Here is a 7,532-nt window from a genome sequence, read left to right on the forward strand (position 1 = left end):
ATAACGGACTTTCTGCTTTGCAAACAACAACTTTGTTGAAATTATCTGACTTATATATTCAATTGAATAAATCATGCAAATTTAATTTTGCATAACCAAAATTTGTCATCAGGAAACAGATCGGCAGCACGGAGTTAAGATGATGACCAGGAGAGTTCTGAATGTTTTTTGGGGTTTCTAAATAGAAAAAGAGGAACAGATTTATTTAATGTAAAAATAAATCGGTCCCCCTTTTGGATAATCTATGTCAATTGACGAGCGACTTGGGATGGTATCGGCGCTGCCACATATATAATAAATCTGTTGTCTTTCTACTGCTTTTAACAGCCTCGAAACAACCACGCATGAATGAGCTTGGTATAGCGCGGCATTACCACATAGACCATCAGTAATACTGCAATACCGGTAATCACCAGTGTATCCAGGTAATGATTATCAGGCAGTCCCAACTTATGAAATGGCGGTAGCAAAAATGGCAACATCAACACCAGCGGATAGATAGCTGACCAGGTGACAAGAGCCTGTTTCCAGCGAATGGGAACCTTGGTATTCGCCTGTTCCGGGGTAAACCAGAAATCCAGCCCGCTATTAATATAAAAATCATCCCCTTTCACCAGCAATGGTGAAACCTGGGCTATCAACTCACTGCGTTTGGCGGACTCCATCCAACCACGTAAATGTGACTGCGTATCAAAGCGGATAATAATCGTATACGTTTCGGTCAACCCGGCGATTGGTCGGATAACATTCAAATCCAGATGCCCAGGCGAACTCTTACAATGCGGAGCAATTTCATTTAACCATTCTTCGTATTCGGGATGTTTGTCCTTATCAACCTGATGGGTAATTACCGCCGTCGCACCATGGGTTAACGGATCCACACGATTTTGTTGCATAGTTTTCCTCTCAAAACAAAGCAGCCTGAACGAAACAGTATTATCACAAAAGAAAACAGTAAATGACGTGACCGTCTATGAAGTTCATATGATCTGTTGTTTAAACACATCTGTTTGAGGGGCAGTGATTGCCCCTCGACTGATAAAAGCAGAATGAAGTTATTTATTGAGGATGCTGCGGTGGAGCATAAGGGCCATTTAATAGGCCGCGTTGAGTATTGTTAATGGCTTGTGCGTTGGCTAACCTTGCTACTGAAGGCGTCATATCCGTCATATCGCCAATAATTTGCGTGATGGCTGCCGCGACTAATGCTTCTAATAATCCACCACTGTTACCGGAACCACTCTGAACTGCCGATGCATCAGCATCCCACAATAACGCCCCTGTTCGAGCATCTACAAGTTTGACATGTGAAATCACAACGGTGGATGAATCAAGCAAAGTGTATTTTTGTCCCCAATCAGAAATACGCGTATACAAAACTGCATCAGCACCAGTATTTTCATGCAATTTATCCAATGGCACCTGATTCATTTCATCCGGTGTGGGCAAACCATTTTCCTTCATAAAACTTTCTATCACGGCGACAGGAAAAACATAATAGCCCTTCTCAGCCAGCGGTCGCGATAAGGTAGAAAGATCAATATACGAGGCATTGACTTCTAATGACTCGTTTAAGGGAGGCACTACCAAAATAGAGCGCGGCTTAGCGGCAAGCAAAGCATCATAATTATAGGGTTCTGTAGTAGCACAGCCCGTCAGCATTGCCACCATAACGAGTGGTAGCAGTAAAAATGTCCGTTTAATCATCATGATTCCGTTCCTTTATTCATACGCGCCAACATGCCATCAATGAACGTGGCTGATTCTGGGTAGAGCTGCTTTTCTTTGATAAATTCAGATTCCGCAGATGCCAGATTGCCTTTTAATACATACATATAGCCCAGATGTGCATGAATGCCGGGGGCGATACGAAGATCCTTGGCATGGGCTTGCTGGATATCTGCAGTGAGCTTTTCTATTTGCATATCAGGGTCGGCTGAACCTGGCTCTGTGTACATGACGTAAAGCAGATTTTCGTAGTCACCCCAGTGATACAGTGGTTTAGGCTGCTGTGCACATCCGCTCAAAAAAAGCAGAGCAAGGCCAGCGCCAGCCACTGACAGTTTGTTAATTGACATAAATAATCCCTTATTTAGTAGTGTTTTCTAAAGTCAGTGCACCGTTATCAATATCTCTAACGATATTGTTTACAGCTTCCGTGATTGCCAGATTGAGTACTTTGCCATTCAAAGTGGAATCGTAACCAGCCGTACCGCCAAAACCAATGACCTCCCTGTTACTCAGTTCATACTCACCCGCAGCTTGAGTTGAGTAAATAATTTCTGAATTTGTTACGTCAACAATATTAAGTGTTGCTTTTGCGTAAGCGGTTTGTGTCTTCCCCCTACCCAGAATGCCAAATAATTGTTTATCACCTGTGACTTTACGGCCAAATTCAGTGATTGCACCGGTTACCACATAACGTGCGCCGCTGATTTGTTGACTGACTCCACTGTAGCTAGCTTCTTCTTGAAGTACCTTCATATTGGCACGATCCACCACATTAAAATGATTGGTTTGTTGTAGATCGGTTTTTAGAATTGTTCTGGCTTGGTTGCCAAGCTCATCGACGCCCGAAGAAAAAATGCCATGCATATATGACGAACGATTTTCAAACTGACCGACGACCAGCGTTGATTTTGTTCCGTGGTAAGGGGTGTTGTGAGTTTCAACAGGTGTAACTTTTACTGTCTGGTGTGTCTCAGTGGCGCAGCCAGCAAGTGAGATAAAGAATAAGCCGAGCAGGGTTAGTAAAGTCTTTTTGTAAGAGGGCATTGATACCATGTCCTATTTCTCTCCGTGAAATGATGTATGTAAGGTGTTAGCAAACTTGATTATGAAATCTCAGACGTTTTAATTCCCTCCTTGAAATTGCAAACCCAATCGTAAATGACCCAGCACTTCCCCCTAGTAATGGCTTCATTTTTTCAGGGATTATGTTTTTCTAGTACTTTTTTGTCCATCATTAATTTAGTAACGCAAACGCTGTCATCTTTGGTGGATGCCAAATAATTTAGGGCCAGTGCAAACACTCAAAAATGTTGAGTTTTCACACTGGCCCTAAATATTAAGCTGATGTGGGAACCGAACCTTAATTCATAATCGGCCTAGTAGTTAGTTCGGCCCCGGTTGATTGTTATCCCAAAAGGCGTGCCCGACCAGCCCACAGTCCAAAAAGTCCGAAAGCAAACAGAGGTAATGCTGCTGGTAAGGGTACTGCACTTGGGTTCATAAACTGACTTGCCAGCGCTTCGGTAGAGAAAGTGCCATCAGTACCAAACGTCCATGATGAGAAGTTGGTGAATTTTCCTGAGAACAGCTCGTTATTCGCGATACCAAACGACATATATATCAGAGCATCAGCGATATCAAAGGACAAAATATCAGACAGAGAAAAGTCATTGAAGAATACGCTGTTGTCGCCCAAACCACCGTCAAAAATGCCTGTACTCAGCATGCCCGAGGTTGAGGTCAGTCCGTCGATGATCAGCTTGTCATCACCGGCGCCAAACATAACATCACCGATAATCTCGCTGTTGCCAGTCAGTAATAGGCTGCTGTTACCCTGATTGGGTGCCAACTGGATGGCAGTGCCCGACCGGCCAACCAAAGTGCCACTGTTCTCAATGGTGATTTCTGAAGTGCTGGCTTCATCTGCACCAATGGCACGGACGCCTTCGATATAACCTTCGTTGATGATGGTCAGTGGGCCTGCTTCACGCACATCGCCTAACGTGGGCTCAAACAATGGGTCGATGTCGATACCGCTGCCGCCATTCATTGAATCACTCGCGTTTCCGGTGGAGACAATAACGCCAGTGGCATGGTTATGCACCCGTCCCTCGTCGATGTCGATCCCGTCATCGGTGCCAAGGATCACACCGTAGTTATCCACGTTCCCGCTGGCGAATTGCACACCGTCCTGATCGTCACTGGCACCAGTATTCGTCCAAGTTTGTGTATCTGCATCCCATGACAAACCGTTAAGAGCGATGGTGCCGCGGTTTTCAAGAGTGAAATCTTCACGTGCTTCGATCACTTCTTCGCCACCACGTAACGTACCGTGGTTAATCACGGTAGTACCCGGTCCGCGACTCTGGATGGCACGACCCTCAGTACTTTCGATCAAACCATAATTTGTAATGTGAGCGTTTTCGAGCACGAATTCATCGTCCAACCGCACGGCCTGACGTTGCGCGTATATCTCACCACTTTCCTGGTTAATCAGGGTGAAATTGTGAGCATTATCCTGAAGGCGAATTCCACGGTCACCGCCAATGATAGTACCGGAATTGTCGATTGTCAGATTTGTACCTCTGCCTCGAATCGCATCATCATTGCCGCTTTCGATCAGTCCCTGATTGTTGACCGACTGATTCGATCCGCCCAATTGCACCGGACGTCCATTCGCGCGAACGATCTGTGCATCATTCTCGACAGTCACTGCCAGATTATTTTGGTTGTTATTGATATTACCGCTGTCTACCGCGGTGCAAAGCAGCGTTGGGGAATCGATAGAGCCGCCAGGAATACAAGTTGCCGCCATTGTTGGCGCGTTATACAGGGCCGCCAGCATTGTAGCGAGTACTAATTTATGCGTATTTTTCACATTGCCTCCAAGTCAGATAATGAACATCGGACCCGAAGATAGTGGTTAATTATGACAACCCTATGAATATTGAAATTAATGTGAACTAGGCCGCACCAAACATACTGAAAAAATGATAGCCGAGTGGTCTACCCCACACCTTTGATTTAATCCGTCTCACTTACTGCGTGCATTTCGTACTAAATATGAATTGCCAGGACCACGTTTTAGCTCAAATAAATCTATAGCTTTAAACAAGCTGCTGAGATTTTTAAAGCCATAATTTCGGGTATCAAACGAAGTCTTATTCGAGATATTTGAGCCAACCGGCCCAAGCATAGCCCAGCCATCTTCATCTTCGGTTGCCTCGATGGCCTGCCGCAGCAAATGAATCAATTTGGTATCGGATTTGATGTTCTTCGGTTTAACCGCTGTTTTGGTGACTTCTTTTTCTTGATCCAAGAAAAGAAACTTAGAGCATGCGTTCACAAATGCCGACGGTGTTTTCCGCTCGCCAAACCCCAATACCACCTTCCCTTCAGCCAATGCTCTGGTCACCATCGGCGTAAAATCACAATCCGATGACACAAAACACATGACATCAATCTGCTTGGTATACATCACATCCATCGCATCAATGACCAACGCGATATCCGACGCATTTTTGCCCTTGGTTAAATCATATTGCTGGATGGGTTGAATGGCATATTCATGCAATAGATCTTCCCAGGCCTTTAATGTCGGTGATTTCCAATTGCCATAAGCTTTACGAATAGTGACCACGCCATAGTTTGCGACCTCGCTCAGAACATCTTCAAACTTACTCGCGGGCGCATTATCAGCATCAATAAATAATGCAATTTTCTGTTTAAGTTCATCCATGTTTGCACCTCAAGCCAGTATAGATTTGTCGATGGTTAGCTATATATTGATACTAGTTTTTTATGACTTTATCATTGATGGCCGGATAAATTTCATTTAGCTCTGACACTCTAGATCGCCAAGCGATTTATCCAAAGCAGTTGTATCCGTCATTGCCTCCTGCTCTGCCTGATCCAGTATGACGGGGCCGCTACCCGATGCAGCCAGTGTGTCATCTGGATTATAGAGTGGGCAATTGGTCATGCTCAAACAGCCGCAACCTATACAACCAGCCAAGTTATTACGCAATGTTTGCAGATACGCAATCCGGCCATCCAACATACGTTGCCAGTTTTTTGAAAGCTGTTGCCAGTCCTCAATTGTTGGTGTGCGTTTATTCGGTAATGACATGAATGCCTGTCTAATCTCATCCAGGCTAACACCGACTTTCTGTGCAGCTTTTATCACCGAAATCCGCCTTAACACTTCGGGTTTATAACGTCGTTGATTGCCATCATTACGCCAGCTTTGGATAAGGCCTTGTTGCTCATAAAAATGCAAGGTACTGATTTTTACTCCGCAGCGTTTTGCTACCGCACCGACACTCCAGTTTGCCTCTGACATCACTTGCTCCTGAATTTTTTCGCTTAATTTGAAAAAAAAGCTTTACCTCAACCTTTGTTGAGGTTTTAACCTGTCGACTCGATTAATGCAAGGAGATGTTTTATGTACTTGGAACATGTAAATCTGGTGGTTCCTAATATCGATGACATGTTGAAGTTTTACCGCGCGGCATTTCCCCACTGGCATGTACGCGATGAGGGCTTTAGTGATTGGTATGGCAAGCCACGTAAATGGCTGCACTTTGGTGACGATGAACACTATATTGCCTTCTCCGATAACGGCGAAGGAGCCAACCGTGATCTGACAGGCCATAGCGTGGGTCTGGCACATTTTGCTTATGTCACCAATGACCTTGCTGCCGTGATAGACCGATTAACTAACGCTGGCTACGCCATTTCTAATCCAGGCGTCACCGAACCATTTCGCAAGAATGTCTACTTTATCGACCCCGCAGGCTTTGAAGTGGAGTTTGTTGAGTATCAGTGGGGTTTGTTATGTACCTGAGTGATATCCCGACCGAACAAAATTTAAACCGCGAAGCACAGCAACAACAGGAGGTATTGTGATGAAAATCGCCATAGTATTTCATTCAGCTACTGGCACTACAAAGCAACTGGCCCAGGCCGTTGCTGCAGGTGCTTCAACACTGGCTGATGTCGATGTTATTCAGGCAGAGATTGTTGGTACAGACATTGTTGAAGGACGTTTTCGCAACAGCAATCTGCTCCAGCAACTAGACAACGCAGATGCATTAGTTTTTGGCTCACCAACGTATATGGGCTGCGTATCCTCGCAGTTTAAAGCCTTCACAGATGCAACTGGTGATCTGTGGGCTGAGAAACGTTGGGCTGACAAGATTGCTGCAGGTTTTACCATCGGGGCAAGTTTGAGTGGCGATCAGCTGAGCACGATTCAGTACATGCAAGTATTTGCAAGTCAGCATGGCATGCTATGGGTAAGCTTGGATATTCCTGGTAACTTCGATGTAGAACAACGTAATCGCCTCGGAGCACAATCAGGCTTAATTGCCCATTCCATGGATGGTAACGTCCACGAAACAGATTTGATCACAGCCCACTATCTTGGGCAAAGGGTCGCCAGCCTTGCGAAACGATTTACAGCAAAACAATAACAGCGTTTACGTCTTGGATTTTGAATATGGCTGATGCACTTCAAATTCGGGGATCAGGTTGGCTGACAGCTAGTTCCCTCTTACCCGAACTCTCTTCCTAATAGCATATGCTCGGAATTATCTTCGAGAGTTATTAACGTTTTATCTTCCAATTTGAAATCCAAATCTACTGAAACACCCTCACTCTCTGGAAAGGTTATTTCATCTTCATTTACAGTAATTATGTATTGGACATCGCCTAAAGAGTCCAATTTTCTATTAATATAATTCAGAAACTTTATTCGTGTTTTGTGTGCAATCGCATGAAAAACGCCATCATGTATCAAG

Annotated in this window: 10 protein-coding genes; 2 read left to right on the forward strand and 8 right to left on the reverse strand. The window is 44.7% G+C overall.

Annotated features, from left to right (window positions below; genetic code table 11):
- Positions 1 to 320 precede the first annotated feature (320 nt).
- The 7 genes from A9E74_RS13075 to soxR all read right to left on the reverse strand — a co-directional run bounded on the left by A9E74_RS13075 (position 321) and on the right by soxR (position 6,073).
- Positions 321 to 896 (reverse strand): antibiotic biosynthesis monooxygenase, encoded by a 576-nt coding sequence (locus A9E74_RS13075; protein WP_069297047.1) that lies wholly within the window; start codon positions 894 to 896, stop codon positions 321 to 323.
- A gap of 163 nt (positions 897 to 1,059) precedes the next feature.
- Positions 1,060 to 1,710 (reverse strand): DUF799 domain-containing protein, encoded by a 651-nt coding sequence (locus tag A9E74_RS13080; RefSeq protein WP_069297048.1) that lies wholly within the window; start codon positions 1,708 to 1,710, stop codon positions 1,060 to 1,062.
- Positions 1,707 to 2,078 carry a DUF4810 domain-containing protein gene (locus tag A9E74_RS13085; protein ID WP_084003094.1) on the reverse strand — a complete coding sequence of 124 codons (372 nt, stop codon included), beginning with the start codon at positions 2,076 to 2,078 and terminating at the stop codon, positions 1,707 to 1,709. Before A9E74_RS13085 ends, A9E74_RS13080 begins: the two co-directional genes overlap by 4 nt.
- 10 nt (positions 2,079 to 2,088) lie before the next feature.
- Positions 2,089 to 2,784, reverse strand: coding sequence for a CsgG/HfaB family protein (locus A9E74_RS13090; RefSeq protein ID WP_069297049.1), 696 nt, complete (start codon positions 2,782 to 2,784; stop codon positions 2,089 to 2,091).
- 352 nt (positions 2,785 to 3,136) lie between these two features.
- A complete protein-coding gene (locus A9E74_RS13095; RefSeq protein WP_245652170.1) occupies positions 3,137 to 4,609 on the reverse strand; it encodes a hypothetical protein in 1,473 nt (490 codons plus the stop codon).
- A 156-nt stretch (positions 4,610 to 4,765) separates the two neighbouring features.
- Complete coding sequence (locus A9E74_RS13100) at positions 4,766 to 5,470, reverse strand: NYN domain-containing protein (RefSeq protein WP_069297050.1); 705 nt, start codon at positions 5,468 to 5,470, stop codon at positions 4,766 to 4,768.
- 96 nt (positions 5,471 to 5,566) lie between these two features.
- Positions 5,567 to 6,073 carry a redox-sensitive transcriptional activator SoxR gene (gene soxR, locus A9E74_RS13105; protein WP_069297051.1) on the reverse strand — a complete coding sequence of 169 codons (507 nt, stop codon included), beginning with the start codon at positions 6,071 to 6,073 and terminating at the stop codon, positions 5,567 to 5,569.
- A 102-nt stretch (positions 6,074 to 6,175) separates the two neighbouring features.
- Here soxR and A9E74_RS13110 point away from each other — a divergent pair, with 102 nt between their 5' ends.
- Together A9E74_RS13110 and A9E74_RS13115 are read left to right on the forward strand one after the other, a co-directional pair.
- Positions 6,176 to 6,577 carry a VOC family protein gene (locus A9E74_RS13110; RefSeq protein WP_141696823.1) on the forward strand — a complete coding sequence of 134 codons (402 nt, stop codon included), beginning with the start codon at positions 6,176 to 6,178 and terminating at the stop codon, positions 6,575 to 6,577.
- 61 nt (positions 6,578 to 6,638) lie between these two features.
- Positions 6,639 to 7,205, forward strand: a complete 567-nt coding sequence (locus tag A9E74_RS13115; protein ID WP_245652171.1) for a flavodoxin family protein — start codon at positions 6,639 to 6,641, stop codon at positions 7,203 to 7,205.
- 80 nt (positions 7,206 to 7,285) lie between these two features.
- Here the strand turns inward: A9E74_RS13115 and A9E74_RS13120 are convergent.
- Positions 7,286 to 7,532 (reverse strand): DUF2326 domain-containing protein (locus tag A9E74_RS13120; protein ID WP_141696824.1); only part of this gene is annotated, 247 nt, incomplete at its 5' end.

This window comes from Methylophaga muralis (assembly GCF_001720165.1).
GTDB lineage: Bacteria > Pseudomonadota > Gammaproteobacteria > Nitrosococcales > Methylophagaceae > Methylophaga > Methylophaga muralis.

Coding starts and splice junctions, on each gene's coding strand:
- A9E74_RS13090 (WP_069297049.1), bottom strand. CDS start 2,784: ATGGTATCAATGCCCTCTTACAAAAAGACTTTACTAACCCTGCTCGGC.
- A9E74_RS13085 (WP_084003094.1), bottom strand. CDS start 2,078: ATGTCAATTAACAAACTGTCAGTGGCTGGCGCTGGCCTTGCTCTGCTT.
- soxR (WP_069297051.1), bottom strand. CDS start 6,073: ATGTCAGAGGCAAACTGGAGTGTCGGTGCGGTAGCAAAACGCTGCGGA.
- A9E74_RS13110 (WP_141696823.1), top strand. CDS start 6,176: ATGTACTTGGAACATGTAAATCTGGTGGTTCCTAATATCGATGACATG.
- A9E74_RS13080 (WP_069297048.1), bottom strand. CDS start 1,710: ATGATGATTAAACGGACATTTTTACTGCTACCACTCGTTATGGTGGCA.
- A9E74_RS13075 (WP_069297047.1), bottom strand. CDS start 896: ATGCAACAAAATCGTGTGGATCCGTTAACCCATGGTGCGACGGCGGTA.
- A9E74_RS13115 (WP_245652171.1), top strand. CDS start 6,639: ATGAAAATCGCCATAGTATTTCATTCAGCTACTGGCACTACAAAGCAA.
- A9E74_RS13100 (WP_069297050.1), bottom strand. CDS start 5,470: ATGGATGAACTTAAACAGAAAATTGCATTATTTATTGATGCTGATAAT.